Source organism: Pseudomonas sp. NUPR-001 (assembly GCF_052147955.1).
Lineage (GTDB): Bacteria > Pseudomonadota > Gammaproteobacteria > Pseudomonadales > Pseudomonadaceae > Aquipseudomonas.
Genome location: NZ_CP197353.1, coordinates 946,716 through 971,624 on the forward strand (window position 1 = coordinate 946,716; position 24,909 = coordinate 971,624).

The window sequence follows — 24,909 nt, forward strand, 5'->3', positions numbered from 1 at the left end:
GTTTATGAAGATGAATACGTTGGTTCCAGAGATGATTGTCTCTGACTTAAAACGAAGCCTGGATTTTTACTGCCAGATCCTGGGCTTCCAAGTTGAATACGAACGCCCAGAAGACAACTTCACCTTCCTGTCCTTTCAAGGGAGCCAATTGATGCTGGAGCAGGATGACATGGAGGAGTCTCCATGGCGTGTTGGTCCTCTTTTAGCTCCCTATGGTCGAGGGATGAATCTTTCAATTCGGTGCTCTGATGCCAACGCGTTGGCCAAGACCATCGAAGATGCTGGTATTGAATTGCGCAGACCCATTCAAGAGTGTTGGTACCGAGATAACGAGCGTCTGCACGGCGAGCTGAATTTCTTGGTACTCGATCCAGATGGCTATCTTTTGCGTTTCGCTCAAAGCTTAGGCTTCAGAGCCGTCGAGCATCAATCGAGCACGCCATAGCGGATCTATGAAACGCGGAGTTGACGCGAGCCGTTTCGCGGCAGGATCAGCGCCTGGCATGAAACCAAACGCTCAGCGTGGGGCGGTGCACTTCCGTCTCCGCCCTGGTGGCGTTATCCCGGGCGATGCTTCAAGCCTGAACCGCCTCCACCCTATTGCGCCCAGCCGATTTGCCCTTGTAAAGCGCAAGATCAGCCCGCGCAATGGCAGTACTGAGTGCCTCTTCAGCTCTGTACTGAGTGATGCCGATGGACAGTGTCACACCAACTTTGGTGTCGGCACTGTCCAACCGCATCGCTTGTATCGTGTTGCGTATACGTTCAGCAGTTTCCGCAGCCTGCTCAAGATTGGTATCCGGCAATACCGCAAGAAACTCCTCACCACCCCAGCGGCCAATAAAATCCTGTTCGCGCATCAAGCTCTGGAATAAACGGCTTACTGCAGTCAGCACCCGGTCACCCACATCATGTCCGTGCCGATCGTTGATCTGTTTGAAGTGATCTATGTCCATCAACATCAAAGTGAGGTTAGTGGGGCGTCTGTTGTGGCGCGCCAGTAGTTTTTCGGTGAGTGCAATCATCTGGCGGCGGTTGAGCAGGCCGGTCAGTGAGTCTGTGGTTGCCATCTGCGACAGGCTGTTATGCGCGCGGGTAACGGTGATCACGTAGAACAATGCGAGGTAGCTGAACATGAAGAACACAACGGTCAAGTTGAAGATGTTCACACCCAACAGAGCGTTTGAAGGGATCGGTTGTAGGGGTTCGATGTACCACATGAGCACATGCAACCCGGCATAGTAGGACCACAGGCAGGCCGCGAGGATCCAGGCGCTGCGGGCCTGCATGGTGACGAACAGGGCGGGCACGAACATAAGCAGATAGTAGTGAAAGCCACTGTCCCAGCCGATCAGTACCGTTCCCAACCCTACATGCACCAGCACTTCTGTTTGTATCAGGCGGAATGCAAGCAGGTTACGTCGGCGCTTGAAGGCGCGATAGGCGCACACGTACATAGTGACGCTGATCACGTTGATCCAGGCCAGGATCGGTGAGTCCAGAAACAGGAAGATGAAGAAAAAGGCGACATCCACGCTGCCGGCTAACTGGCAGCAACGCATGGACAGTTGCCAGAATTCGGGGCGTGCGTTGCGCTTGTAGGGCGTGTTGGGCGGCAATCCTTGCATGGCATTCGCTTCCTCGAGTCCGGTGATGAGTCCCGGTTTCAAGAGGTGACTGCATGCCCGGTGGCCAAAGTGTAAAAATCGCGTTACACCAGGAATGTAGGCCAACAATACGAGGCGCGGCCGGTAATATCCAGCGCTACAAAAACGGGAACGATTCAGTAATGAGTCGGTGCGTGGGGCGTGCCAGCTCAGGCGTGACCGCTAAGTCATGGCGTAGAGCCTTGCAGCAATCAAAAGGACTGAATGTGAGTGAGTTACCGGCGGCCAATGCTGGCCATGATGATGTGACGCGCAAGAAGATCCGGGCGGCCGTCTTATCGTTACAAGTTGGTGATGGGCCATATTTCGGGCTGGGATACGGAGTGGTTTTACCATTTGCCGTTTCCGTTTGCGTCGGTTGAATGGTTTGACATTGGTTTGACGGAGTTGGCGCCTTCGCAGGGGCGGTTGCTTGCACGGGCAGTCATTGACCATAGCGATGATATTGCGCAGGTGGTTACGCGGATTGGTTTCGAGTCTGAAGTGCGTGCGGATGTGCTGAGGATCTGGGGATATCTGCCCAAGTCGTTTGAAGATTTTCCGCCGGTATGATCCAGGCTTGGGGTAGGAGCGGGCTTGCCCCGCGATTGCGCTATGACTGACAAATCTTAATCGCGGGGCAAGCCCGCTCCTACCGATCCGCGAAGCTCGCATCGAGCGGGCTTCGCTGGGCTCCGGTCTTCATCACCACGGCGAGTACCACCGCCTGAGTTCCCACCCCACTGGGTTAGCGAAGCAATGCAGGATCAAACACCCAAAAATCAGCCACTGCAGTGATGGGGACCCAATGTAAAGATCAGGAACGTACCCAATAAACAAAAGATATTCTCTTTTAAACCACCTCAGATGATAGGTTAAGAAGAATAGATTGAAGGCCAGGCAAGCGAAAGACTTCAGATAGCCTAACTTCGGCCCAGAAAGCCGGAATCTCAAGTAGTAAGCCACTGCTACAGCTATAAGCGAAACACTTATGTACAGCGACAGAATCATTTTTTTGTCTCTACGTAAACCTGCTCACCGGTCAACATATCGATACCTACTTCAAACACAATTGCCCCTTTGCTCATGTTTGTGTAAGAGCGAACGTAGTCAGATGGCATATATTTGAACAGTCTCCATGCATCTAGTTTTAATACCATCCGGGTCATCCCATAAACGGACAGCCCAATATCTAACACCCCATAAGCGATATTTCCGTCTCGCGTGGTACCGCCCATAGACTTCGAAACGGCCTGATACCCTTTTCGAACCAAACCCTCACTGTCCGAACGCCCTGTTAATAAGTTTTCACCATTCTCGTAAACGTTGTTCGCACCATGCGCAATCATCGGGAGGCCCGCCACACCGCAAAGCACAATCGCTGGGCTGGCGCAGATTGTCGCTCCAGCAGCTAACTGGAATAACCCCGCAATCAGCCCGGCGCCTTTCCTGCCAATTTCCACTGATTGGTCGATCAGGCTCCTCTGTTCGTTCTGGATCTCCAGCAGAGCCTCATCCGGTGTTTTCTTCCCGTTGGCTACATCATCGATGATGCTTTTGGCGTAATAGGCTATTTCTCGGTTGAACTGCGTGCGAACTACACCATCCTTGATATGCATTGCGGCGAGTGTGCAGGCCTGTTTGGTCAGCACGCTTGCGGCTTCGCAGGCCTCCCAGTAGTCATTGGGTTCAACTTGTAATGGGGAAGGGCGTGGAGTCATTGATCCGCGCCCCAGTAGGCATAAGCACTGGTACCGGCGATGTGATGGGTCCAGCGGATGGTCTGATAACGTAGCGAGAGTACTTCCTGGCCTTCCGTTTCGTTCTGCAGAATCGCGTGAGGGACATCCGATACCAGTTCGGCTACCTGGCCGCCTTTAATCTCGACGCTGTAGTAGTTCTCCTGTCCGCCGTTTGCACCGACCCGATAGAAGTGGATCTTGCATTCGACCTCTTCTCGGGAGGCCAAGGCCTGAGCAAGCAAGGGCGATGACTTGTCGATAGCCTTGGTAATGACTATGGGGAGATGAGTGGGATGAGTGGAATTATCGACATTGATCATGCTGTGGCTGAACGACAACACCATGATTTCATCGGTATGCCCGCTCTGGCATTTGTTACCGATGGAGTCGGGGGTTGAACAACCAGCGGAAATCAAACCTTGTTGCTTACCGGTTATAGTCATGTAGCCGTGACTGGCCATAGGCGCCACTCCTTGTAATCGAAGTAGGCAGGCTAGCCATGTAGGCGGATCTCTGTATGTAGGCATCATCCTTGTGGCCGGTAGGACGATGCCTTAATGATAAGTACCCCCATTCCGGCGCAATATGAATTGCGAGCACTCCGGGCCTCTTAAGAGTGGTGGCCTGCGAAATGTTCTTTTGCTTTGGGATTATGGTTGTGTGGGAGTGTTGGTGCTGGGCGTGACAGATTCTGGTAGGAGCGGGCTTGCCCCGCGATTGCGATGTGCCTGACAAAACGCTATCGCGGGGCAAGCCCGCTCCTACCAACAGTGGTGGGCTGCATGTAACATCTGCGCTTTTCACCGCAAGCTGCTTCGAGTCAGGCTATGCGGGGTATTCGAAGGGCATTATAAGCCCTCATTTTTTTGCTGGGGCGATGGATGAAACAAGGGCCAGTTTGGGCACTGATAGTGATGGTCGTGATGTTGGCGGGCTGCGCTACTGCACCACCTCGAGATCAGAACAATCTCTGCAATATTTTCCGCGAGTACCCCGATTGGTATGAAGACTCGCTGGAGATGCAACAGAGGTTCGGTACGCCACAAAATGTGGCAATGGCAATCATGAAGCAGGAAAGCAGTTTCGTGCACGACGCGCTGCCACCCCGTGATTATCTGCTGTGGGTCATTCCGTGGGGGCGGGTAAGTTCGGCTTACGGTTATGCACAGGCCCAAGATCCGGTCTGGGGCGAGTACAAAGATGACGGCAATGGCGGCTCGCGTGACAACTTTGACGACGCGATCATGTTTATTGGCTGGTACACCGCAGGCACCCAGAAGCAACTGGGAATTTCCAAGTGGGACACCTATAACCAGTACCTGGCGTACCACGAGGGGCGCGGTGGTTTTAGCCGCGGCAGTTATCGCAGCAAACCCTGGCTGATGCAGGTTGCGCGTAAAGTCGAGCAACAGTCGAAGATTTACGGCGCGCAACTCAAGCAGTGCAGAGCAGAGCTTGAGGACAACAGCGGCTGGTTCTGAAGCAATGCATTGGGCCTCTGCTATTATCGCGCCATCATGGATTGGAGGTAGCGATGCTCATTGGTGATCATCTGGTATCAGCGCGGTGCGGTTACACCCACCATGGCTTGTATCTGGGCGGTGGCATGGTCATTCATTACTCGGGGTTGGCAGATGGCCTGTCCAGTGGCCCGATTGAAATCACCACTATGAACGCGTTCAGTGGAGGAGGCAGTGTCTCCATTTTCCCGCACCCACGCGCTTTGCATAACCTTGCGCAACGGCTGGCACGGGCGATGAGTAGGCTCGGGGAAAACCGCTACAACCTGGTCACCAATAACTGCGAGCATTTCGTTAATTGGTGTATCGACGGGATATCTGTCAGTGAACAGGTAAATCGCGGATGGCGGATCGTGGCCATGACTGCGGCGACGGCAAGTCCAATCGCTGGCGTGTTGGTAGGTGGGGTGGGCGCTCTGATCACCGCTAAGAAAGCGGCTCTGTCATCGGATCAATCCGTTTAAGTTGATGTGCTTGATTCGGTCTTTGAACCTTCAAGTACCGGCACTTCCATCATTGCATGCGCGACATCTTCAACTAACGCTTTGGCCATGCCGCTCAGATAATGAGCGGCCAAAACCATGGCCTCGTCCTGCTCGAACAACACATGCTGGGTGAGTTTGCTTACACAGCCCATCAGTAAAGCCGCTTGTTCCATCACAAACTGCGCATCGTGCCCTGGCTCCACGCGGAACAAGCGTTCAGTTCGGCTTTCGTGCTCGCCTTCACCAAACATTCCGACGCCGGTTGTTTTAAAACCTTCTTCGCTCATTTGTTGCGCTCCTGGCATGCGCCAAGCGGCCAGCCTTGCCGCAGCAAGGCTGGCGCTCAAACTCAGTGCTGTGACTGAACCTTGCTCAACGCCAGTTCCACCAGGCGGTGGGCGTTGTCGATTTCGTGCAGGGCGGCCAAGCTCAATGCCTGGCAAGAGGCGCAGGAGTGAAGCAGGACTGTTTGATGCGACACCGTCAGTGCGCACACGAGGTATTCGGAGATCTGGACGAGTATGTCTTCGAGGGTGTGGTGAGTATGGATGGGTGGGTCAGGAACGATTTTTAGCATGGCAAACTCCGACATCGGTGGAGCTGCCACGTCTCTGCTGTCAAACAAATGGGTGGCAGCTGTACGCGGGTTGACAGACCGAGGATATCGGAACTCGGCGCACACGAATGTGCCCCACGCACAGCCGCCATAAAGCGATGAGCATGTGATCCGAACTCAGAAATCGGCCTGTCAAAACCGGTCGTTGAAATTGACAACGACAGGCCGAGACTAGAACCCAAGCGGGATCACTGCAATGCCTTGAAGGCGGCAAAAGTATGCTTGGGAAATGGACTACATGGAATCAGGAAAATACGACAACTTCACAGGTTTCTTCGGTCTGCGTGGTAGGAGCGGGCTTGCCCCGCGATAGCGATTTGTCGGTCAGATCGCATCGCGGGGCAAGCCCGCTCCTACCGAGTGTTACCAGCCGAATAGCTCAGAGGAATTGCGGGTACTTACTTCGGCCAACTGTTCCACCTCAATCCCGATAATCGCTGCCAGCGCCGCCGCAATCTGCGGCAGGTGTTCGGGGCTGTTGCGCTGCCCGGCAAACATCGCCGGGGCCATGTCGGGGGCGTCGGTTTCCAGCACCAGGCTGTCCAGTGGCAACTGCGGCAGCACTTTGTGCAAACGCAGGGCCTGAGGCCAGGTGGCAGCGCCGCCGAGGCCGAGTTTGAACCCCAGTTTGTGGTATTCGCGGGCTTCTTCAACGCTGCCGGCAAAGGCGTGGATGATGCCGCCCCGTGGCAGTTTGAAGCGTTTGAGGGTGGCAATCACCGCAGCATGGCTGCGGCGCACGTGGAGCAGGGCAGGCAGGTTGAAGTCGACGGCCAGTTGCAGCTGGGCTTCGAAGCACTGCTGCTGGCGTTCGCGGTCCAGCTCCGGCAGGTAGTAGTCCAGGCCGAATTCGCCGACGGCACATAGCTGGCGCTCACCACGCAGACGGCTCAGCCAGTCGCCGAGTTGTTGAACGTGTTCGGGGCGGTGCTGATCGATGTACACCGGGTGCAGGCCGAACGCGGCGTACAGCTGCGGGTCGCTTTGTACCAGCTCCCACACCCGCTGCCAGTTGCTCTGGTACACCCCCAGCACCACCATGCGCTCGACACCCGCAGCCCTGGCGTTGGCCAGCAGGGCCGTGCGGTCAGGGTCGAAATCCGGAAAATCCAGATGGGTGTGGGTGTCGATCAGGCGCATGTTCAGGCCTTGATGATTCGCTGTTTGAAGGTTCGACTTACGGCATGTACGCCGGGTTCGTAGTGCTTGTCTTCAACGGCGGCCAGGGCCAGCTTGAGGGCGATCTCGGCCATGACGCCATGTTGCTGGGCCATGGCGTTGACCGGCAGCGGCAGGAAGTCGAGCAACTGGTTGTCACCGAAGGTACCCAACTGCAGGCTGCGCGAGTCTTCCGGGCGCGCTTGCAGTACGTCGAACACGCCTTGCAGCAGCACGTAGGAGGTGGTCACCAGAGCGTCCGGCAGGCCGCCCAGTTCGCTGATCAGTTGGGTCATCAAGCGCTGGCCGCACTCGCGGCTGAAGGCTTCACCCTGGTAGCGGCTGACGTTGCCGTTGAAACCCTGCAGGGCATCGTCGAAACCACCGGCACGTGCCTGGCTGACACTCAGCTCTGGGCGGGCGCCGATCAGGGCGATGTGCGCAGGCTCGGTAGCGAGCAGGCTGCGGGTCAGTTGCTGACTGGCGTTACGGTCGTCGCTGACTACCGAGCAGAAATGCGCCGGGTCCAGGCTACGGTCGATGGCGATAACCGGCAGGCCTTTGGCTTGCAGTTGGCGATAGCTGTCGTCATCGGCCGGCAGGCAGCTGGCCACAAACAGCGCATCGCAACGCCGGGCACGGAACAGCTGCTGCAACTGGCGCTCGCTGTCGGGCTGGTCGTCGCTGCTGGCAATCAGCAGTTGATAGCCTTTGGCCCGGGCACCTTGTTCCAGTTGCTTGGCAATGCGTGCGTAGCTGGGGTTTTCCAGGTCCGGGAGAATGAACCCCAGGGTCTTGGTGTGTCGGCTACGCAGGCCGGCAGCCTGTGGGTTGGGGGTGAAGCCATGGGCTTCCACCACCGCACGCACACGTTCCACCGTGCTGCTGCTGATGCGTTGCTGTTCGGCCTTGCCATTGATGACATAGCTGGCAGTGGTCACGGACACACCGGCCAGACGCGCGATATCGCTGAGTTTCACCGCAAATTCCTTGTTATACCGGGGCTGTTTGCACAGCCTGACCGGGGATTGTCGCCGATTCTGCGATCACGGCGCAGACGACCATTGTCGCAATTGTCCGACAAGATGGGGCTTCATTGATCGAAGATTATCGAGTAACGTGCTCACAATTCTAGATTAAACGTTTCAGCAGGCGACTTTTCTGCCCAACCATCGCCTGCCAAGGGCTCAGTGCAACTGGCCCTGTGCTGAATAATTCACAACAATACCTCAGTACCCACCTGGTGCTGTAAAGGAGAAGGACATGCTCGAGCTCACTGTAGAGCAGATATCCATGGGCCAGTCGGCTGTGGATAAGGCCGCGGCGCTGCAGCTTTTAGCCGAGCATCTGGTCCGTGACGGCCTGGTGGCCGACGGTTATCTGGCCGGCCTGCAGGCCCGTGAGGCGCAGGGTTCGACTTTTCTTGGCCAGGGCATTGCTATCCCGCATGGCACCCCGCAAACCCGTGACCAAGTGTTTACCACCGGCGTGCGTTTGCTGCAGTTTCCCGAGGGTGTGGACTGGGGCGATGGCCAGCGGGTGTACCTGGCCATTGGTATCGCTGCGCGCTCCGATGAACACCTGCGGTTGTTGCAACTGCTGACCCGCGCCCTGGGTGAAACCGATCTGGCCGAGGCGTTGCGCCGGGCCAGCAGCGCTGAGGCGCTGCTCAAACTGCTGCAAGGCGCGCCGCAGGAGCTGGCGCTGGATGCGCAGATGATCGGCCTGGGGGTTGCTGCCGAAGACTTCGACGAGCTGGTCTGGCGCGCCGCCCGTTTGTTACAGCGTGCCGATTGCGTCAGCGGCGGCTTTGCCGGGGTGCTGCAACAGGTTGAACCGTTGCCGCTGGGTGAAGGCCTGTGGTGGCTGCACAGCGAGCAGGCCGTGCGTCAGCCGGGGCTGGCTTTTGTCACACCGCAGCAGCCGCTGCGTTTCCGTGATCAACCGCTGCTTGGCGTGTTCTGCCTGGCCAGCCTGGGCGCGGCCCATCAGGCGCTGCTTGAGCGCCTGTGCACCCTGCTGATCGAAGGCCGTGGCCAGGAGCTGTGCCGCGCAACCAGCAGCCGAACGGTATTGGAGGTGCTGGGCGGTGAAGTGCCGGCCGACTGGCCCAGCGTGCGCATCGGCCTGGCCAATGCTCACGGCTTGCACGCGCGCCCGGCCAAGGTGCTGGCGCAATTGGCCAAAGCTTTTGACGGTGAAATCCGTCTGCGGTTGGTCGACAGTGGCCAAGCCGCAGTATCGGCAAAAAGCCTGAGTAAGCTGCTGAGCCTCGGTGCGCGGCGCGGTCAGGTGCTGGAGATCATAGCCGAACCGCATGTGGCCGCCGATGCGCTGCCGGCCTTGCGCGCGGCCATTGAAGAGGGCCTGGGCGAAGAAATCGAGGCGCTGGCGGCAGCTCCTGAAGCAGTGCCTGAGCCGTTACCGGAGCCTGAGCTGCAGGCACCTGCAGAAGGTGCCGTGATTCAGGGTGTGGCTGCCGCACCGGGTATCGCCTGCGGTCCGGCGTACATTCAGGTGCAACGTGAGTTCGACTATGCGCTGCGCGGTGAATCGCTGCCGGTTGAGCGCACGCGTTTGCAGCAGGCGCTGGCGGCGGTGAATGCCGAGATCGCCGCGCTGATCCAGCGCAGTCAGGCCAAGGCGATTGGCGAGATCTTTATCACCCATCAGGAAATGCTCGCCGATCCCGAGCTGGCCGACGAAGTCGACCTGCGCCTGCGCCAGGGCGAAAGTGCGCCAGCGGCATGGATGGCAGTGATCGATGCCGCAGCACGCCAGCAAGAAGCCTTGCACGACGCCTTGCTCGCCGAGCGTGCCGCCGACCTGCGTGACATTGGTCGCCGCGTGCTCGCCCAGCTGTGTGGTGAGGCGGATCAGCCTGCGCCCGAACAACCTTATGTGCTGGTGATGGAGGAGGTTGGCCCCTCGGATGTCGCCCGCCTGGACCCAACGCGGGTGGCCGGCATCCTCACCGCGCGTGGCGGTGCCACCGCGCATAGCGCCATCGTTGCCCGTGCACTGGGCATACCGGCGGTGGTCGGTGCCGGTGATGCGGTGCTGTTGATTGCATCGGGTACCGAGCTGTTGCTCGATGGTCAGCGCGGGCGCTTGCAGGTAGCGCCGCCAGCCGATGAACTGCAGCGCGCCCTGGCCGAACGCGAACGCCGCGAACAGCGTCTGCAACAGGCCCGCGCCCATCGCCTGGAACCGGCAGTTACCCGTGACGGCCACGCCATCGAGGTGTGCGCCAACATCGGTGAAAGCAAAGGCATCGAGGCGGTGGTCGATCACGGTGCCGAAGGCGTCGGCCTGTTACGCACCGAGCTGATTTTCATGGCGCACCAACAGGCGCCGGACGAAGCCGTGCAAGAGGCCGAGTACCGCCGCGTGCTCGATGGTTTGGACGGTCGGCCGCTGGTGGTGCGTACCCTGGACGTCGGCGGTGACAAGCCGCTGCCGTATTGGCCGATTGCCCAGGAAGAAAACCCGTTTCTCGGCGTGCGCGGTATTCGCCTGACCCTGCAGCGTCCACAGGTGATGGAAAGCCAGTTGCGCGCCTTGCTGCGTGCAGCCGGTGATCGGCCGCTGCGGATCATGTTCCCGATGGTCGGCCAGCTTGAAGAATGGCGGCAGGCGCGGGCCATGGTCGAGCGCCTGCGTGAAGAAATCAGCGTCACGGATTTGCAACTGGGCATCATGGTCGAGGTACCGTCAGCGGCGTTGCTGGCCCCGGTGCTGGCGCAGGAAGTGGATTTCTTCAGCATCGGCACCAACGACCTGACGCAATACACCCTGGCCATCGACCGCGGGCATCCGAGCCTCTCGGCACAGGCCGACGGTCTGCACCCGGCGGTGCTGCAACTGATCGACATCACCGTACGCGCCGCCCATGCCCACGGCAAATGGGTGGGCGTGTGCGGCGAGCTGGCGGCTGATCCGCAAGCAGTCGCGGTATTGCTGGGCCTGGGCGTCGATGAGTTGAGCGTGGCGGCGCGCAGCATTGCCGAGGTCAAGGCCCAGGTACGAGAACTGAATTTTGAACACGCCCGGCAGCTTGCTCAGCAAGCCTTGCTGCAGGGCAGTGCCAGCGCCGTACGGGCGCTGGTGGAGAGCAATTGAATGGCCAGGATACTCACCCTCACTCTCAACCCGGCACTGGATCTGACGGTCAGCCTTGATGCGCTGCACAGCGGTCAGGTCAATCGCAGTCAGGCTCAGCACAGCCATGCGGCGGGCAAGGGCCTGAATGTTGCGCAGGTGCTGGCTGACCTTGGCCACCAGGTGACCGTCGGCGGTTTTCTCGGCGCCGATAACCTGCAGCCGTTCGAGGCGCTGATCACCCGCCGAGGCTTTGCCGACTGCTTTGTACGCGTGCCCGGTGAAACCCGTTGCAACATCAAACTGGTCGAAGCCGATGGCCGTGTCACCGACATCAACGGGCCCGGCCCACAGGTGGATGAGCAAGCCTGTGAGCAATTGCTGGCCAAGCTTGCGTACCTGGCGCCGGGGCACGATGCGGTGGTGGTGGCAGGCAGTTTGCCGCGTGGTATCAGCCCGCAATGGTTGCAGCAGTTGCTTGCGCAGCTCAAGGCCATGGGCATGAAGGTCGCCCTCGACAGCAGCGGTGAAGCCCTGCGTGCCGGGCTGCGCAGTGCGCCTTGGCTGGTCAAACCCAATACCGATGAGTTGGGCGAAATGCTTGGCCGAGGCGTGCACAGTTTTGCCGAGCAGCAGGCCGCGGCCCGTGAGCTGATCGCCCAAGGCGTGGAGCATGTGGTGGTGTCCCAGGGTGAGCAGGGGGTCAATTGGTTCCAGCCAGGGCGAGCGCTCAGCGCGGTGCCGCCACGGGTAAAGGTCGCCAGCACGGTTGGTGCGGGTGATTCGTTGTTGGCGGGCATGGTCCACGGCCTGCTCAGTGCCGCTAGCTCGGAAGCCACGTTGCGCCTGGCCACCGCGATTGCCGCGCAGGCGGTTACCCAGATCGGATTTGGCATCAACGACCGGGCGCAGCTGGCGCAACTGCAACACGACGTGCGCCTGAGCGAAGAACAACAAGAGGGTTGCAGATGAACATCGCCATCGTCACCGCCTGCCCCAATGGCCAGGTTTCCAGCGTGCTCAGTGCGCGTTTGCTGGAGGCCGCCGCGCAACGTCTGGGCTGGAGCACCAGTGTTGAAGTGCATGATCCGCAACAACCGCAACGCCAATTGTCGGCAGCGGTGATTGCTGCGGCTGATTGGGTGCTGGTGGTCAGCACAGGTCCTCTGGACTTGCAGCGCTTTGCCGGCAAACGCTTGTTCCAGAGCACCCCAGCCCAGGCGTTGAGCGATACGCAACATTACCTCACTCAGGCGGCATCGCAGGCTGAGGTGTATCAGCCCACCACCCAGACGCAACCGAGCGCTCAGCCGCGCAGCGCCAAAATCGTCGCCATCACCGCCTGCCCGACCGGTGTCGCGCACACCTTCATGGCTGCCGAGGCGTTGCAGCAGGCGGCACAGCAACTGGGTTATCAACTCACGGTCGAGACCCAGGGCTCGGTCGGTGCGCGTAACCCATTGCCGCCTGCGGCCATCGCTGAGGCGGATGTGGTGCTGCTTGCCGCCGATATCGAGGTGCCAACCGAACGCTTTGCCGGTAAGCGCATTTATCGCTGCGGTACCGGCGTTGCCTTGAAACAGGCCCAGGCCACCTTGAACAAGGCCCTGGCGGAAGGCCGTGAAGAGTCCGCCGCGCAAAGCACCGCTGCCAGCACCACTGGAAGCGAGAAAACCGGGGTGTACAAGCATCTGCTGACCGGTGTGTCGTTCATGCTGCCGATGGTGGTAGCGGGCGGTTTGCTGATCGCCTTGTCGTTCGTATTCGGCATTGAAGCGTTCAAAGAGCCCGGTACCTTGCCTGCGGCACTGATGCAGATTGGCGGTGAGGCGGCGTTCAAACTCATGGTGCCGCTGCTGGCCGGGTACATCGCCTACTCGATTGCCGACCGCCCAGGGCTTGCGCCCGGGATGATCGGCGGCTTGCTGGCGAGCACCTTGGGTGCCGGGTTTATTGGCGGTATCGTCGCCGGTTTTCTAGCCGGTTACAGCGCCAAGGCCATCAGCCGTTGGGTGCGTTTGCCCAGCAGCCTGGAGGCGCTCAAACCGATCCTGATCATTCCGCTGCTGGCCAGCCTGTTCACCGGCCTGGTGATGATTTATGTGGTGGGCCAGCCGGTGGCGGGCATGCTGGCCGGGCTTACACATTTTCTCGACAGCATGGGCACCACCAATGCGATTCTGCTCGGTGTGCTGCTGGGCGGGATGATGTGTGTAGACCTGGGCGGGCCGATCAACAAGGCCGCGTATGCGTTCTCGGTGGGCCTGCTGGCGTCGCAGAGCTATGCACCGATGGCGGCGACCATGGCGGCCGGGATGGTGCCGCCGATTGGCCTGGGCATTGCCAGTTTTATCGCTCGGCGCAAATTTGCGCAGAGTGAGCGCGAGGCGGGTAAAGCGGCGTTTGTACTGGGCTTGTGCTTTATCTCCGAAGGCGCGATTCCGTTTGCCGCCAAAGACCCGCTGCGGGTGATTCCGGCGAGTATTGCCGGTGGTGCGCTGACCGGGGCGCTGTCGATGTATTTTGGCTGCAAGCTGATGGCACCGCATGGTGGGCTGTTCGTCATGCTGATACCTAATGCCATCAACCATGCCTTGCTGTACCTGCTGGCGATCGTTGCGGGCAGCCTGCTGACGGCCTTGCTGTATGCCGTACTCAAACGCAGCGAAGTACAGGAGCTGGCGGTACAACCAGGGTAGGTGGGAGCGGGCTTGCCCCGCGAGGCGATGTGGCTGACAGACCGCTATCGCGGGGCAAGCCCGCTCCTACCGTGTCTTATCGTTTTGCGTTTCTTAGTGGCACCAGCAGATCACCGAGGCCGTTGTGGTCGATCTCGTGCATCAAGGCCAACAAACCACCCAGTTCACCCTGGGGAAAACCCTGGCGGGCAAACCAGGCCAGGTAATGGCCGGGCAGGTCGGCGATCAGCCGGCCTTTGTATTTGCCAAACGGCATTTCACGGGTAACCAACAGTTGCAGCTTCTCGGGGTTCATGCACGCGGATTCTCAAGAGGATGCCGCGAACATACATGCAATCTGCATGAAGGCCAAAGGACAGTTCATGCAGATCGCTTGCACCTTGAGAGTTCAATTAATCGTAAGTCGTTGAAAATTATAGAGATAATTCGAAGCAACAGGCTGGCATGAACACTGCTCCGTATTCCTGCATCTTTTCTCGTGCAAAGGAGTAATGGTCATGACCAATCCCAACAAAGACGCTGTTTCGGTACTCAACGACCTGATCGAATTCAGCAAGGATGGCGAGAAGGGTTTTAAAACCTCGGCCGAAGATGTGAGCAATCCTGAGCTGAAAACCTTCTTCCTCAAGCTCGCCAGCGATTGCGGCACCGCGGCTTCCGAACTGCAGCATCAGGTGCGAGCCCTGGGCGGCGATCCAGAGACTTCCACCAGCATCAGCGGTGATCTGCACCGCAAATGGGTCGACCTCAAGTCGAAGCTCACCGGCAAGGATGAAGAAGCCGTGCTCAATGAGGTGGAGCGCGGTGAAGACCACGCCCTGAAGGCCTACAAGCATGCGCTGGAGAAACTCACCAAGCTGACCCTGGCACCAGGTAGTGAGGTCTATGCCTTGGTCGAGCGTCAGTACCATGGCGTGCAGCGCAACCATGATCAGGTCAAGGTCTTGCGTAACAACGCGCGGGCGCGCTCTTAAACCGCCGTTTCCACCCGGTTGCGGCCGTTGCGTTTGGCGCAGTACAGCGCTTCGTCAGCATTGCCCAGCAAGGTCGCCAGGTCTTGCTGGGTATCGGGGGTGTAGCAGCCAATGCCAATGCTGACGGTCACCGGGGCGGTGTCATCACCGAACAGCGGCAAGGCTTCGATACTGCGACGAATACGCTCAGCCAGGATCTGCGCGCCCTGGCGTTCGGTCTCTGGCAATACCACCAGAAACTCTTCGCCGCCGTAACGCGCGGCCAGGTCGGCCGGGCGGCGGATGCTGCGAGCGATGGCGCTGGCCACCTGACGCAAGGCGTCGTCACCGCCCTGATGGCCATGACGTTCGTTGAACGCTTTGAAGTGATCGACATCCACCATCAACACTGCCAGCGGTCGCTGGTTGCGTTGTGCCCGTGACCATTCGCGGCGCAGCACCTGGTCGAGTTGGCGACGGTTGGCAAGGCCGGTAAGGCTATCGGTGGCGGCCAGTTCTGCCAGGTCTTGCTCAGCGCAATGGCGACGACGCAGCTCGCGGCCCAGCAGCAAGGTCAGCCAGAGAATGCCCACGCACAGCACCCCCGTGGCACCGCCCACCAGCAAGGCGGTGCGCCGCCATGCCTCGAACACTTCGTCACTGGAGCGCGCCACCACCACGATCAGCGGCAGGTCGGCGACCCGGGCAAAAGTGTAGAGCCGGGGCTTGCCGGTACTCCCGGAGAAACCGGCAAAGCTGCCGCTACCATCGGCGATCAGGCGTTTGAAGTTGGGGCGGTCGGCGAAGTTGGCGCCGACCCGTGCTTCTTCGGGGATGTTCGATTGCCGTGCCAGCAGCACCCCGTCGGTGTTCATCAGGTTGATGCTGCTCTCATTACCGATGTCCAGGCGTTTGAACAAGTCGGTGAAGTACGACAGGCGCAGGGCGCCTGCAGCCACCCCGGCAAAGTCGCCGTTGGCATCGGAAATGCGCCGGCTGAAGCTGATGCACCAGTCCAAATCGCCCAGGCGTGCCTTGAACGGTGGGCTGATCACCATGCCCAGGTCGGCATGTTGGCGATGCGCCTGAAAGACTTTGCTGTCGGCAAAGTTGGCCTGGCGCGGCGTCATGCTGGTGGAGTCGGCCACCACATTACCTTGCGCATCCAGCCAGAGCATGTCGCCACGCACCGGCATGGCGAAGGCCTGATTGAACAACAGATTTTGTCGCAGCGCAGGCGACAGGGTATTCAGGTCGGGCTGTTGCACCGCCCAGATCAGGCCGCGGAGTGACAGGTCGTAGAGTTCGACATTGCGCTGAATGTCGCTCTCGATCAGTTGCACGATGTTGCTCGCCGAACGGCTGGCGCTTTGTTCAACGTTGATCCGCTCGCGCATCAGCAGGTAGCTGACGATGGCGACAATGGCGAGCACCGCAAGGCAACTGCCCAGGTTCAGGATCAGCTCCGGATGAGACTTGTAAAGTGCCGATCGCTGGGATCGAGAGGGCAAAGTCATGGTCGCTGCAGCGGAAAACCCCGAAAAGAGTGGCGGCGCAGGTGCGCGGCGGCGGTATTTTAGGGGGCACAGGATTGTCGGACAAGGACTTTGGTCGGCGGGAGGATAGAGCTGGCGAGATCGCCAGCTCTGGTACGGCAAGGATCAGAAAATGTTCAGCGGGTAATCGATGATCACCCGGTACTCGTCAACATCGTTGTCGATCTGCGAGTAACCCTGGCTGCCACGGTGGCTGGCCCAGCGCAGCAACACCGAGAGGTCTTTGAGCTGGCCTTCCTGGAAGACGTACTGCAGGTCGAAGTCGCGTTCCCAGTGCTGGGCGTTTTCGCCTTCGGGGTTATACCAGTGCTCGCCGTAGCCGACGCTGTTGGGATCGACCTTGGTCAGGTCCAGCTCACCGCGGGAGTAGGAAATGATCGAGGTCAGGCCGGGAATGCCCTGACCGGCGAAGTCGTAGGCGTATTTAAGCTTCCACGAGCGCTCGTTGGGGCCGTTGAAGTCCGAATACATCTGCGAGTTGTCCAGGTACACGCTGTCGCCCTGGTTGATGTAGTCGAATGGCGTGTTGCCGTTGACCCGCTGGTACACCGCGGTCAGGCTGTTGTAGCCGACGTTGACGGTGAAGTGCAGGCTGTAGGTGTTGTTGTCGATGTTGCCCAGCAGCGCCTGGCCGGTGTCCTGGGTGTGGTAGAAGTGCAGGCCCGGGTTGAGGCTGACCAGGTCGTTGACCTTGTAGGTGTAGTCGAGGTCGAAGTAGTACTGGTTCCAGATGTCCTTGAGCTCGGAGGCGTACAGGCTCGAGGTCAGGTTCGGCGTGCCGCTCCAGGCCATGCCGGCCCAGCTCAGGTGGCTGCTCTCACGGTCGTCCGGCAGGGCGCCGTAGAACGTATCGATACGGCGGTGGCCGCTCTGGTTGTACGGCTTGGTGAAGCTGGCTTGACCGCCTTCAAGCATCAGGCCCTCGATGCTGTTGTTGGTCAGGCTCACGCCGCGGAAGGTTTGCGGCAGCATGCGCGACTCACCACCGGCGATCACCGGGTTGGTCAGAAACAGGTCGCCAGCCTTGAGTTCGGTGTCGAACGCTTTGAGTTTGACCGCTGCACCCGCCGTCGAGAACGAATCGGGGGCTTTGCCCGGTTCGCCATCGCCCTGGGTGTTGATCGGCAGGATGCTGCTACCGGAAGTGCCTGCGCCGCCGTCGAGTTTCAAACCGAGCATGCCATGCACATCCAGGCCGAAGCCGACGGTGCCTTGGGTATAACCCGATTCAAATTTACCGAGAAAGCCCTGTCCCCATTCCCGATTGTCATTCACGCCACGGTTCAACTGGTTACGGTTGAGGTAGTAGTTGCGTGCATGCACGTTCAGGCTGGACCCTTCGATAAAACCGTCGGCCTTTTCCTCTTCGGCCTGTACGTTGAAGGGGATCGTTGCAGCCAGTGCAACGAACAGGGGGGTGAAGCGTAAAGCAGTGTTCACCGGGTGGTACTCCTTGAGGTGAAAGTAAGGCAGTTTTTATTGTGCGAAAGGTGATCTTGTTTTGAACAAACGAACCCGCAGACCGGTACTTTTCGACACACGAAAAAAAGCCGCTAATAAATAGCGGCTTTGAAAGACAACCGTACTGGCGCTCAAGTCACCTGTGCGATCACCAAAGGAGTCGAAGGGTACAACGGCGTGTCGCTCAGCTCTCGGCGGCGTCACGCGAGGAAGCCTTGGAAACGGTCTGTTCTGCGGTCTCGGAGGCTTGCTCGGACTGGGCGGCAAAGGCCTCGCGCGCTTGTTCGTGAACAGCGGCCAGTTCAGCATTGCGAGCAACGAACGCCTGGGATTCCTCGGCCATGGCCAGAGGCGACAATAACAGGGAAGACAGGACGAAAACGCTGGCAACACCCATACTGTTGGACATTTGAAACAACCTTCTTGCGGTGTAAGTGTTAAGTAGGTCCGAGTAAATTAGTCGGAAACACCGGCAAGAAAAAGTTACTTTTTCGAGAAGTACTATTGCGTTTAGGGTAATAGTCGATCATCTGGTGGGAGCGGGCTTGCCCCGCGATGCATTTTGCCTGACACACCGCAATCGCGGGGCAAGCCCGCTCCCACAGGGGTTCAGGTCGGCAGCACAATTCCGAAGGTGTTGGCCCCCGCCTGGCTACGCACGAACACGCTGCCACCATGCATCAGCGCAATGGCCTTGACGATCGCCAGCCCCAGGCCGTGGTTGCCACTGCCGCTGCTGCGCGCCGCATCTACTCGGTAGAAGCGTTCGAACAGCATCGGCAAATGTTCCTGATCGATAGCCGGTCCCGGATTGCTCACGGCAATGCTGATCTGCCCGTCTTGCTGCTCGATCCGTACCTGTATCACCTGCTGTGGCGCGGTGTGTTGCACGGCGTTGTTCAGCAGGTTGATCAACGCCCGGCGCAGTTGCGCCTTCTCGATATGCGCCTGGGCATCGCCACTGACCTCAACCCGTACCTGGGCATCCTCAAGGATGTAATCCAGGTAATCGAGGGTTGCCGCCACTTCGTCAGCCAGCGAACTGCAGGTCAGTGCGGTGGCTTTGCTGCCCTGGTCGGCGCTGGCCAGGAACAGCATGTCGTTGATGATGGTGCGCAGGCGTTCCAGTTCTTCCAGGTTCGATTGCAGCACCTCGAAGTAATGCTCGGCACTGCGTCCCCGGGTCAGCGCTACTTGGGTCTGGCCAATCAGGTTGGTCAGCGGCGAGCGCAGTTCGTGGGCCACGTCGGCGTTGAACGCTTCAAGGCGTGTATAGGCTTGATCGACGCGCTCCAGTGTGGAGTTGAAGGCGCTGGCGAACTGCGCCACTTCCGGCGGCAGGTCGGCTAGCTGCAGGCGCCCGCTCAGGCGTGGTGGCGCCAGTTTCTGCGCTTCGGCCGAAAGGCTGCGCAGCGGCCTCAGGCCGATCCGTGCCACCCAGTAGCCAAGCAAGGAGGCCAGCAACACACCGAACACCGACAGGCTGATAATCGCCACCAGCAGGGTGTGTTGGGTTTGCCAGAAGGTCTCGGTGTCGATGGCAATCAGAAAGCGAAGCGCTGGGCGCACACCCATCGGCGGCAGTTCACTGACCAGCACTTTGTACGGGTAGGGGCTGTCGGCCAGGCGCAGGTCGCGCATGCCCAGCGAGCCTTGGGCGAAGTCACGGAGGCTGGCGTCGGGTTGGCCGAACTCGTACGGGCTGTGCCCACTGACCACCCAGAAACGGATGCGGCGGTCTTCTTCACCCAGCAGGTTGAGCTTGTTGGTGATCTTGGCCCAATGCTCGGGTGTGTCGTAGCGGGTCAGCGATGATTCCAACACGCTGAAGCGCGCTTCCAGTTCGGCAGCCGGCAACAGGTCGAGGCTGCGGTCTACCTGTTTGTACAACGCGCTGCCGATCAGCAGGAATACACCTAGCGCCACCAAGGTGAACAACGCGCTCAGGCGCAGGGCGATGGAGTTAGTCGGCACGGCTTTCCAGAACATAACCCATGCCTCGGATGGTGTGCAGCAGCTTGGTCTCGAACGGGCCGTCGAGCTTGGCCCGCAGGCGTTTGATCGCCACTTCGACAACGTTGGCGTCACTGTCGAAATTGATGTCCCAGACCAGCTCGGCGATGGCGGTCTTGGAAAGAATTTCGCCCTGGCGCCGGGCCAGGACGCTGAGCAGCGAGAACTCTTTGGCGGTCAGTTCCAGGCGTTGCCCGGCACGGCTGGCCTTGCGGCTGATCAAGTCTACCCAGAGGTCGGCGACCTGGATCTGTACCGGCTCGTGGCTACCGCTGCGGCGGGTCAGGGCTTGCAGGCGGGCGACCAGTTCGAGGAACGAGAACGGCTTGCCGAGGTAGTCATCGGCGCCTTCGCGCAGGCCGTGAATGCGGTCTTCCACGCGTTCGCGGGCGGTGAGCATGATCACCGGGGTTTGCTTGCGCGCACGCAGGGCACGCAGCACGCCGTAACCGTCCAGGCCGGGAAGCATGACGTCGAGGACGATCACCGCATAGTCACCTTCCAGCGCCAGGTGCAGGCCATCGATACCGTCGCGGGCCAGGTCGACGGTAAAGCCTTGTTCAGTCAGACCGCGGTGCAGGTAATCGGCGGTCTTTTCTTCATCTTCAATAATCAGCACACGCATAGTCGTTTCTCAACTGGCAGTGGCCTGCGCCACTTTTTCAGGCGCCTGACGCCGGTGGAACAGCCGTTCCAGGGCCAAGTATATGATCGGTGTGGTGAACAGTGTCAGCGCTTGGCTCACCAACAAACCGCCGACCACGGCGATGCCCAGCGGCTGGCGCAGCTCCGCCCCGGCACCCACGCCGAACATCAGCGGCACCGCGCCGAGCAGCGCGGCGAGGGTGGTCATCATGATCGGCCGGAAGCGGGTCAGGCAGGCTTGATGGATGGCCTGCTCGGGGCTCATGCCCAGGGTGCGTTGAGCATCGAGGGCAAAGTCGATGAGCAGGATGCCGTTTTTCTTGACGATCCCAATCAGCAGGACGATGCCGATCAGGCCCATGATGCTGAAGTCCTGGCCGCTCAGCCAGAGCAACGCCAAGGCGCCGAGCCCGGCGGAGGGCAGGGTGGAGATGATGGTCAGCGGGTGCACGAAGCTTTCGTACAGCACGCCAAGGATGATGTACACCGCCACCAGCGCCGCGAGGATCAGCCAGGGTTGGCTCGACAGCGAACTCTGGAAGGCCTGCGCTGCGCCCTGGAAGTTGCCAATGATCGAGTCGGGCATGCCCAGCTCGCGCTGGGTGCGTTCGAGGATCTGCACCGCATCGCCCAGCGCCACGCCGGGGGCCAGGTTGAACGACAGGTTGGCCGCCGGGAACAGGCCGTCATGGCTGATCGACAACGGCCCGGTGCTCGGTGGTGCGACTTTGGCCAGCACCGACAGCGGCACCATTTCGCCGCTCAGCGGTGAGCGCAGGTAGAAATAGTTCAGGCTTTCCGCTTTGCCGCGCTGGCGGGCGTCGAGTTCAAGGATCACCTTGTACTGGTTGGTCTCGGTCTGGAACTCGCTGATCTGGCGTTGGCCAAAGGCGTCGTAGAGTGCCTGGTCGATGTCGGTGGTGGTCAGGCCGAAGCGCGCAGCGGCGCGGCGGTCGATATCGATGCGGGTGACGCTGGCGCCCAGTTGCAGGTCGTTGGACAGGTCGCGAAAGGCCGGATTGGCCTTCAGGCGTTCGGTCAGACGTTGGGTCCACAGGTTCAGGGCGGCACCGTCGTTGCTCTTGAGCACGTACTGGTATTGACTGCGAGTGGGCCCGGAACTGAGGTTGATGTCCTGACCGGCGCGCAGGTACAGCACCACGCCCGGCACCTTGGCCAGTTTCGGGCGCAGGCGATCGATGAACTCGCTGGCGGAAACATCGCGGTCGCCCCGGTCTTTGAGGGCGATCCAGAAGCGGCCGTTGGCGATGGTCTGGTTGCTGCCGGTGACCCCGACCGCATGGGAGAAGGCTTTTACCGCCGGGTCGGCCTCGATGACTTTGGCCAGTGCCTGGTGTTTTTTGATCATGTCCGGGTAGGAGATGTCGGCAGCGCCTTCGGAAGTGCCGAGGATGAACCCGGTGTCTTGCACCGGAAAGAAGCCTTTGGGTATCGCCACATAACCCACCACCGCCAGCGCCAGGGTCACGGCGAAGATCCCCATCATCAGTCGTTGGTGCGCCAGGGCCTTGATCAGCACCCGCTCGTACCAGGCCAGCAGGCGCTCGCCGAAGCTGGCCTTCTGCTGCGCGCGGTGTTGCGGGCGCTCCATGAACAGGGCGCAGAGGGTCGGTGCCAGGGTCAGTGACACCACCACTGAAATCAGGATGGTCGAGGTGGCGGTGAGGGCGAATTCCTTGAACAGACGCCCGACCACACCGCCCATGAACAGCAATGGAATGAACGCCGCCACCAGCGAAAAGCTGATCGAGACCACGGTGAAACCGATCTCTCCGGCCCCCTTGATCGCCGCCTCGCGTTTGCTGTCGCCCGCCTCCAGATGACGGTGGATGTTCTCCACCACCACGATCGCATCGTCGACCACAAAGCCTACGGCAATAACGATGGCCACCAGGGTCAGGTTGTTCAAGCTGAAGCCGAACAGGTACATCAGGGCGAAGCTGGCGGTCAGCGAGACACCGAGCACGCTGGAGACAATCAAGGTTGCCGACCATTGCCGCAGGAACAGCGCCATCACGCCGATCACCAGGGCAACGGCGATCAGCAGGGTGATTTCCACTTCGTGCAGCGAGGCGCGAATGGTCTGGGTGCGGTCGTTGAGCACGGAAACCTGGACCGAGGCGGGCAGCATTTGCTCAAGCCGTGGCAACGCCTCCATCACGCCGTCCACGGTTTCGACAATGTTGGCGCCCGGCTGGCGGAACACCACTAGGTTCAGGCCCTGCTGCTCGCCGGACCAGGCTTTGACGTAGGCGTTTTCCGCGCCGCTGATAACCTTGGCGACATCCTTCAGGTGCACTGGCGCGCCGTCGCGGTAAGAGACGATCAGCTGGGCATATTCATCCGGGTGGAACAGTTGATCGTTGGTGGCCAGGGTCGAGACGCTGCTGTCGCCATACAGCGCACCTTTGGCCAGGTTCAGGCTGGTCTGCTGGATGGCCTGGCGCAGATCGGCGAGGGTCAGGCCGAGGGCGGCGAGTTTTTCCGGCTGCGCTTGCACGCGGATCGCCGGGCGCAATTGGCCGGTAATGTTGATCAGGCCGACCCCTTCGATCTGGCTGAGCTGCCTGGCCAACAGGGTTTCGGCGTAGTCACTCAATTCGTTGGCGGGCATTTGCGCGGAACTGACGGTGAGGATCAGCACCGGGCTGTCGGCCGGGTTGACCTTGCGCCAGGTTGGCGGGCTGGGCATGTCCTGAGGCAGGCGGGCGGTGGCGGTATTGATTGCCGCCTGAACTTCCTGGGCGGCAGTGTCGATGCTTTTTTCCAGGCTGAACTGCAGGATCAGGTTGGTCGAGCCCAGCGCGCTGCTGGAGGTCATCTGGGTCATGCCGGGAATGGCACTGAATTGCACCTCCAGCGGGGTGGCCACTGACGAGGCCATGGTCTCGGGACTGGCGCCGGGTAATTGCGCGGTCACCTGAATGGTCGGGAAGTCGGCCTCGGGCAAGGGCGCGACCGGCAGACGCGGGAAGGCGATAACCCCGAGCAGTACCAGGGCGAAGGTCAGCAGCAGCGTGGCAATCGGGCGGTCGATACACCAGGCCGAAATCGAGCCACGGCTGTTCATGGCTGCTCCCGGCGATTGACCACTTCTTCGGTGGCAGCGTTGTCGGCAGCCACCTCCACCGTGGCGCCCGGCTTGAGCCGTGACTGGCCATCGGAGACCAGCGTGTCACCTTTGCCGATCCCGGCGATGATGTTCAGTGTGCTGTCTTGATACAGCACTTTGACCGGCACACTTTCGACCTTGTTGCCAACCAAGCGGTAAACGAAGTGGCCGTCGATTCCGCGTTGCACCACTTGCGGGGGTACCACCAGGGCATCCTGGTCCAACGCGGTCTGCAGTTTCAGGGTCACCAGTTGCCCGGGCCACAGGTGTGCATCGGGGTTGGCGAACTCGGCTTTGACCCGAATGGTCCCGGTGTTGGCAGCCACCTGATTGTCGATCAGGGTCAGGTGCCCTTCAGCCAGCAACGTGCCGCTGCTGTCGCCATCGCCCTCCAGATAGGCCTGCACAACGGCCGGCGGTTGCGCATGCAGCAGCCCCTGCAAGGTCGGCAGCATGGCTTGTGGCAGGGAAAACTCGACACCGATCGGGTCGATCTGGGTGACGCTGAACAGGCCTTGGGTATCGGTCACCCGTAGGAAGTTACCTTCATCGACGTTGCGGATACCGACCCGGCCGGTCACCGGCGACGCAATCTGCGTGTAAGACAACTGCACCTGGGCTGCAGCAATCGCCGCCTGATTGCCCAGCACCGTGGCTTGCAACTGATTGAACAGGGCTTGCTGTTGATCCAGGGTCTGGCGCGATACGCCATTGTCGGTGCTGAGCAGCTTGTAGCGTTTCAGATCGACACCGGCCACCTGCAACTGCGCCTGGCTCTGGCCTAACTGGGCCTTGGCCTGCTCCAGACTGGCGCGTATGGCGCGGTCATCGATGGTTGCCAGCAGGTCCCCCTGCTTGACCCACTGCCCCTCCTTGACCAGCAAGCGGGTCAGCACCCCTTCAACTTGCGGGCGGATGACCACACTGTGCAGCGACAGCACCGAGCCAATGCCGCTGACATAGCGCGGCACATCCTGCTGCTTGACCGCGACGACCCGCACCGGCACGGCGGGGTTGTGCGCGACTTTCTCATCCCGCGCGCCACCGAACCACCACAAGGCGGCCCCGGCCAGCGCAAACAAGGCAGCACAGATCACAACAGAGCGGGTCTTGATACGCATACAAAAAGTCTCAGGGCGATCCTTACTGTATAGCGGCTGGATCGGGTCAGCAGCGTGACC

General features: G+C 60.2%; 23 protein-coding genes. 8 read left to right on the forward strand and 15 right to left on the reverse strand.

The genetic code is table 11. The features are described 5' to 3' along the window. Window positions 1-4 precede the first annotated feature (4 nt). On the forward strand, window positions 5-445 hold the full coding sequence (locus tag ACP6KB_RS04450; RefSeq protein ID WP_442112223.1) for a bleomycin resistance protein: 441 nt from the start codon (window positions 5-7) through the stop codon (window positions 443-445). Between the two features lie 130 nt (window positions 446-575). Here the strand turns inward: ACP6KB_RS04450 and ACP6KB_RS04455 are convergent, their stop codons facing one another. Beyond that, window positions 576-1,628: a GGDEF domain-containing protein gene (locus ACP6KB_RS04455; RefSeq protein WP_442112224.1), complete on the reverse strand. Its 1,053-nt coding sequence runs from the start codon at window positions 1,626-1,628 to the stop codon at window positions 576-578. Window positions 1,629-1,961: 333 nt separating this feature from the next. Here ACP6KB_RS04455 and ACP6KB_RS04460 point away from each other — a divergent pair, with 333 nt between their 5' ends. Further along, window positions 1,962-2,219, forward strand: a complete 258-nt coding sequence (locus ACP6KB_RS04460; RefSeq protein WP_442112225.1) for a DUF6678 family protein — start codon at window positions 1,962-1,964, stop codon at window positions 2,217-2,219. A 434-nt stretch (window positions 2,220-2,653) separates the two neighbouring features. Here the strand turns inward: ACP6KB_RS04460 and ACP6KB_RS04465 are convergent, their stop codons facing one another. Beyond that, window positions 2,654-3,367, reverse strand: a complete 714-nt coding sequence (locus ACP6KB_RS04465; protein ID WP_442112226.1) for a DUF4225 domain-containing protein — start codon at window positions 3,365-3,367, stop codon at window positions 2,654-2,656. Then, complete coding sequence (locus ACP6KB_RS04470) at window positions 3,364-3,849, reverse strand: Hcp family type VI secretion system effector (RefSeq protein ID WP_442112227.1); 486 nt, start codon at window positions 3,847-3,849, stop codon at window positions 3,364-3,366. Before ACP6KB_RS04470 ends, ACP6KB_RS04465 begins: the two co-directional genes overlap by 4 nt. Window positions 3,850-4,269: 420 nt before the next feature. Between ACP6KB_RS04470 and ACP6KB_RS04475 the strand changes: the two genes are divergently transcribed. Together ACP6KB_RS04475 and ACP6KB_RS04480 are read left to right on the forward strand one after the other, a co-directional pair. Then, a complete protein-coding gene (locus ACP6KB_RS04475) occupies window positions 4,270-4,869 on the forward strand; it encodes a transglycosylase SLT domain-containing protein (protein ID WP_442112228.1) in 600 nt (199 codons plus the stop codon). Between the two features lie 53 nt (window positions 4,870-4,922). Continuing rightward, window positions 4,923-5,372 carry a lecithin retinol acyltransferase family protein gene (locus ACP6KB_RS04480; protein ID WP_442112229.1) on the forward strand — a complete coding sequence of 150 codons (450 nt, stop codon included), beginning with the start codon at window positions 4,923-4,925 and terminating at the stop codon, window positions 5,370-5,372. Here the strand turns inward: ACP6KB_RS04480 and ACP6KB_RS04485 are convergent. The 4 genes from ACP6KB_RS04485 to cra form a co-directional block, all read right to left on the reverse strand. After that, window positions 5,369-5,680: a DUF3077 domain-containing protein gene (locus ACP6KB_RS04485; RefSeq protein ID WP_442112230.1), complete on the reverse strand. Its 312-nt coding sequence runs from the start codon at window positions 5,678-5,680 to the stop codon at window positions 5,369-5,371. The two genes, ACP6KB_RS04480 and ACP6KB_RS04485, sit on opposite strands and share 4 nt — an antisense overlap. Before the next feature lie 62 nt (window positions 5,681-5,742). Further along, window positions 5,743-5,970 carry a hypothetical protein gene (locus ACP6KB_RS04490; protein WP_442112231.1) on the reverse strand — a complete coding sequence of 76 codons (228 nt, stop codon included), beginning with the start codon at window positions 5,968-5,970 and terminating at the stop codon, window positions 5,743-5,745. 402 nt (window positions 5,971-6,372) lie between these two features. Next, on the reverse strand, window positions 6,373-7,149 hold the full coding sequence (locus ACP6KB_RS04495; RefSeq protein WP_442112232.1) for a TatD family hydrolase: 777 nt from the start codon (window positions 7,147-7,149) through the stop codon (window positions 6,373-6,375). A gap of 2 nt (window positions 7,150-7,151) precedes the next feature. Beyond that, window positions 7,152-8,147 (reverse strand): catabolite repressor/activator, encoded by a 996-nt coding sequence (gene cra, locus ACP6KB_RS04500; protein ID WP_442112233.1) that lies wholly within the window; start codon window positions 8,145-8,147, stop codon window positions 7,152-7,154. A gap of 283 nt (window positions 8,148-8,430) precedes the next feature. Here cra and ptsP point away from each other — a divergent pair, with 283 nt between their 5' ends. From ptsP to ACP6KB_RS04515, 3 genes are read left to right on the forward strand one after another with little or no spacing between them, the layout of a single operon-like run. Next, window positions 8,431-11,289, forward strand: coding sequence for a phosphoenolpyruvate--protein phosphotransferase (gene ptsP / locus ACP6KB_RS04505; protein ID WP_442112234.1), 2,859 nt, complete (start codon window positions 8,431-8,433; stop codon window positions 11,287-11,289). Then, entirely contained in the window at window positions 11,290-12,240 is a 951-nt protein-coding gene (pfkB, locus tag ACP6KB_RS04510; RefSeq protein ID WP_442112235.1) for a 1-phosphofructokinase, read from the forward strand. Further along, entirely contained in the window at window positions 12,237-13,967 is a 1,731-nt protein-coding gene (locus ACP6KB_RS04515; RefSeq protein ID WP_442112236.1) for a PTS fructose-like transporter subunit IIB, read from the forward strand. Before pfkB ends, ACP6KB_RS04515 begins: the two co-directional genes overlap by 4 nt. A 76-nt stretch (window positions 13,968-14,043) precedes the next feature. On the opposite strand, the gene ACP6KB_RS04520 is transcribed toward ACP6KB_RS04515, so the two are convergent. After that, complete coding sequence (locus ACP6KB_RS04520; protein WP_442112237.1) at window positions 14,044-14,262, reverse strand: DUF3820 family protein; 219 nt, start codon at window positions 14,260-14,262, stop codon at window positions 14,044-14,046. Between the two features lie 202 nt (window positions 14,263-14,464). On the opposite strand from ACP6KB_RS04520, the gene ACP6KB_RS04525 reads away from it, so the two are divergent. Continuing rightward, the gene (locus ACP6KB_RS04525) at window positions 14,465-14,941 is read left to right on the forward strand and encodes a PA2169 family four-helix-bundle protein (RefSeq protein ID WP_442112238.1); all 477 of its coding nucleotides are present in this window, start codon (window positions 14,465-14,467) and stop codon (window positions 14,939-14,941) included. Here ACP6KB_RS04525 and ACP6KB_RS04530 read toward each other — a convergent pair. From ACP6KB_RS04530 to ACP6KB_RS04560, 7 genes are all read right to left on the reverse strand, one after another. Further along, window positions 14,938-16,431, reverse strand: coding sequence for a diguanylate cyclase domain-containing protein (locus tag ACP6KB_RS04530; RefSeq protein ID WP_442114253.1), 1,494 nt, complete (start codon window positions 16,429-16,431; stop codon window positions 14,938-14,940). The two genes, ACP6KB_RS04525 and ACP6KB_RS04530, sit on opposite strands and share 4 nt — an antisense overlap. Window positions 16,432-16,581: 150 nt before the next feature. Further along, window positions 16,582-17,916, reverse strand: a complete 1,335-nt coding sequence (locus ACP6KB_RS04535) for an OprD family porin (RefSeq protein ID WP_442112239.1) — start codon at window positions 17,914-17,916, stop codon at window positions 16,582-16,584. A 205-nt stretch (window positions 17,917-18,121) separates the two neighbouring features. Beyond that, the gene (locus ACP6KB_RS04540; RefSeq protein ID WP_442112240.1) at window positions 18,122-18,346 is read right to left on the reverse strand and encodes a hypothetical protein; all 225 of its coding nucleotides are present in this window, start codon (window positions 18,344-18,346) and stop codon (window positions 18,122-18,124) included. A gap of 200 nt (window positions 18,347-18,546) precedes the next feature. Further along, a complete protein-coding gene (locus ACP6KB_RS04545; protein ID WP_442112241.1) occupies window positions 18,547-19,926 on the reverse strand; it encodes a heavy metal sensor histidine kinase in 1,380 nt (459 codons plus the stop codon). Further along, window positions 19,901-20,575, reverse strand: coding sequence for a heavy metal response regulator transcription factor (locus tag ACP6KB_RS04550; RefSeq protein ID WP_442112242.1), 675 nt, complete (start codon window positions 20,573-20,575; stop codon window positions 19,901-19,903). Before ACP6KB_RS04550 ends, ACP6KB_RS04545 begins: the two co-directional genes overlap by 26 nt. Window positions 20,576-20,584: 9 nt before the next feature. After that, the gene (locus ACP6KB_RS04555; protein ID WP_442112243.1) at window positions 20,585-23,686 is read right to left on the reverse strand and encodes a multidrug efflux RND transporter permease subunit; all 3,102 of its coding nucleotides are present in this window, start codon (window positions 23,684-23,686) and stop codon (window positions 20,585-20,587) included. Further along, a complete protein-coding gene (locus ACP6KB_RS04560) occupies window positions 23,683-24,849 on the reverse strand; it encodes an efflux RND transporter periplasmic adaptor subunit (RefSeq protein WP_442112244.1) in 1,167 nt (388 codons plus the stop codon). The genes ACP6KB_RS04555 and ACP6KB_RS04560 overlap by 4 nt, the downstream gene beginning before the upstream one ends. Window positions 24,850-24,909: the final 60 nt, after the last annotated feature.

Excerpts from the sequence above, each read along its gene's own strand:
- ACP6KB_RS04450 (WP_442112223.1), top strand. The coding sequence starts at position 5 with ATGAAGATGAATACGTTGGTTCCAGAGATGATTGTCTCTGACTTAAAA.
- ACP6KB_RS04455 (WP_442112224.1), bottom strand. The coding sequence starts at position 1,628 with ATGCAAGGATTGCCGCCCAACACGCCCTACAAGCGCAACGCACGCCCC.
- ACP6KB_RS04460 (WP_442112225.1), top strand. The coding sequence starts at position 1,962 with ATGGGCCATATTTCGGGCTGGGATACGGAGTGGTTTTACCATTTGCCG.
- ACP6KB_RS04465 (WP_442112226.1), bottom strand. The coding sequence starts at position 3,367 with ATGACTCCACGCCCTTCCCCATTACAAGTTGAACCCAATGACTACTGG.
- ACP6KB_RS04470 (WP_442112227.1), bottom strand. The coding sequence starts at position 3,849 with ATGGCCAGTCACGGCTACATGACTATAACCGGTAAGCAACAAGGTTTG.
- ACP6KB_RS04475 (WP_442112228.1), top strand. The coding sequence starts at position 4,270 with ATGAAACAAGGGCCAGTTTGGGCACTGATAGTGATGGTCGTGATGTTG.
- ACP6KB_RS04480 (WP_442112229.1), top strand. The coding sequence starts at position 4,923 with ATGCTCATTGGTGATCATCTGGTATCAGCGCGGTGCGGTTACACCCAC.
- ACP6KB_RS04485 (WP_442112230.1), bottom strand. The coding sequence starts at position 5,680 with ATGAGCGAAGAAGGTTTTAAAACAACCGGCGTCGGAATGTTTGGTGAA.
- ACP6KB_RS04490 (WP_442112231.1), bottom strand. The coding sequence starts at position 5,970 with ATGCTAAAAATCGTTCCTGACCCACCCATCCATACTCACCACACCCTC.
- ACP6KB_RS04495 (WP_442112232.1), bottom strand. The coding sequence starts at position 7,149 with ATGCGCCTGATCGACACCCACACCCATCTGGATTTTCCGGATTTCGAC.
- ptsP (WP_442112234.1), top strand. The coding sequence starts at position 8,431 with ATGCTCGAGCTCACTGTAGAGCAGATATCCATGGGCCAGTCGGCTGTG.
- pfkB (WP_442112235.1), top strand. The coding sequence starts at position 11,290 with ATGGCCAGGATACTCACCCTCACTCTCAACCCGGCACTGGATCTGACG.
- ACP6KB_RS04515 (WP_442112236.1), top strand. The coding sequence starts at position 12,237 with ATGAACATCGCCATCGTCACCGCCTGCCCCAATGGCCAGGTTTCCAGC.
- ACP6KB_RS04520 (WP_442112237.1), bottom strand. The coding sequence starts at position 14,262 with ATGAACCCCGAGAAGCTGCAACTGTTGGTTACCCGTGAAATGCCGTTT.
- ACP6KB_RS04525 (WP_442112238.1), top strand. The coding sequence starts at position 14,465 with ATGACCAATCCCAACAAAGACGCTGTTTCGGTACTCAACGACCTGATC.
- ACP6KB_RS04540 (WP_442112240.1), bottom strand. The coding sequence starts at position 18,346 with ATGTCCAACAGTATGGGTGTTGCCAGCGTTTTCGTCCTGTCTTCCCTG.
- ACP6KB_RS04545 (WP_442112241.1), bottom strand. The coding sequence starts at position 19,926 with ATGTTCTGGAAAGCCGTGCCGACTAACTCCATCGCCCTGCGCCTGAGC.
- ACP6KB_RS04550 (WP_442112242.1), bottom strand. The coding sequence starts at position 20,575 with ATGCGTGTGCTGATTATTGAAGATGAAGAAAAGACCGCCGATTACCTG.
- ACP6KB_RS04555 (WP_442112243.1), bottom strand. The coding sequence starts at position 23,686 with ATGAACAGCCGTGGCTCGATTTCGGCCTGGTGTATCGACCGCCCGATT.
- ACP6KB_RS04560 (WP_442112244.1), bottom strand. The coding sequence starts at position 24,849 with ATGCGTATCAAGACCCGCTCTGTTGTGATCTGTGCTGCCTTGTTTGCG.